Below are 763 nucleotides of genomic sequence, written 5' to 3'. Positions count from 1 at the left end.
GAGATGGCCCTCCTCGTCGACCGGGCCGGAGGCGTCCTCACCCCCGACCTGCGCGCCGAACTCCAAGGCAGCCTGCTGCACTGACGCAGCGGCCGCCGCCCCGGCCGTGTCCCCCCTGCCCGGCCCCCAGAGCTGAACCGCCCCGCCCGGAGGACCCATGACCCCGCCACCCGCCTCGCACGGCCCGTACGGCGCTGCGCACCACACGCCGTACGGGGGTGAGGGCGACCAGCCGCTGGTGCGCCCGTACGCCATGACCGGCGGCCGCACCAGACCCCGGTACCAGCTCGCGATCGAGGCGCTGGTCAGCACGACGGCCGACCCGTCGCGCATGGTGGGACTGCTGCCCGAGCACCAGCGGATCTGCCATCTGTGCCAGGAGATCAAGTCGGTGGCGGAGATCTCCGCGCTGCTGGCGATCCCCCTCGGCGTGGCCCGGATCCTCGTCGCGGACCTGGCCGAGGCGGGCCTGGTCGCCATCCACCAGCCCGGCGGCGGCGAAGCCGGCGGGCAGCCCGACGTGACACTGCTGGAAAGGGTGCTCAGTGGACTTCGCAAGCTCTAGGCCGCACGCGTCGATGGGTGCGGTGCCTCACGGGAGCAGCGGCCGATCCACCACCTCGGCGAAGATCGTCGTCGCGGGCGGCTTCGGCGTGGGCAAGACCACGCTGGTGGGCGCGGTGTCGGAGATCAACCCGCTGCGCACCGAGGCCGTCATGACGTCCGCCTCCGCCGGCATCGACGACCTCACCCACGCACCCGA

1 protein-coding gene and 2 pseudogenes are annotated in these 763 nt (G+C 73.4%); all 3 read left to right on the top strand.

Features of this window, described 5'->3' with window-relative positions; genetic code table 11:
• Nucleotides 1-84, top strand: a pseudogene (locus ACYVO2_RS37270) (roadblock/LC7 domain-containing protein); the annotation flags it as partial.
• Nucleotides 85-157: 73 nt separating this feature from the next.
• Nucleotides 158-565 (top strand): DUF742 domain-containing protein, encoded by a 408-nt coding sequence (locus tag ACYVO2_RS37265; RefSeq protein ID WP_461012563.1) that lies wholly within the window; start codon nt 158-160, stop codon nt 563-565.
• Nucleotides 546-763 (top strand): annotated as a pseudogene (locus tag ACYVO2_RS37260) (ATP-binding protein); the annotation flags it as partial. The gene ACYVO2_RS37265 and the pseudogene ACYVO2_RS37260, both read left to right, overlap by 20 nt.

The organism is Streptomyces capparidis, from assembly GCF_054782095.1.
This window is presented reverse-complemented; position numbering and strand designations above follow the sequence as displayed.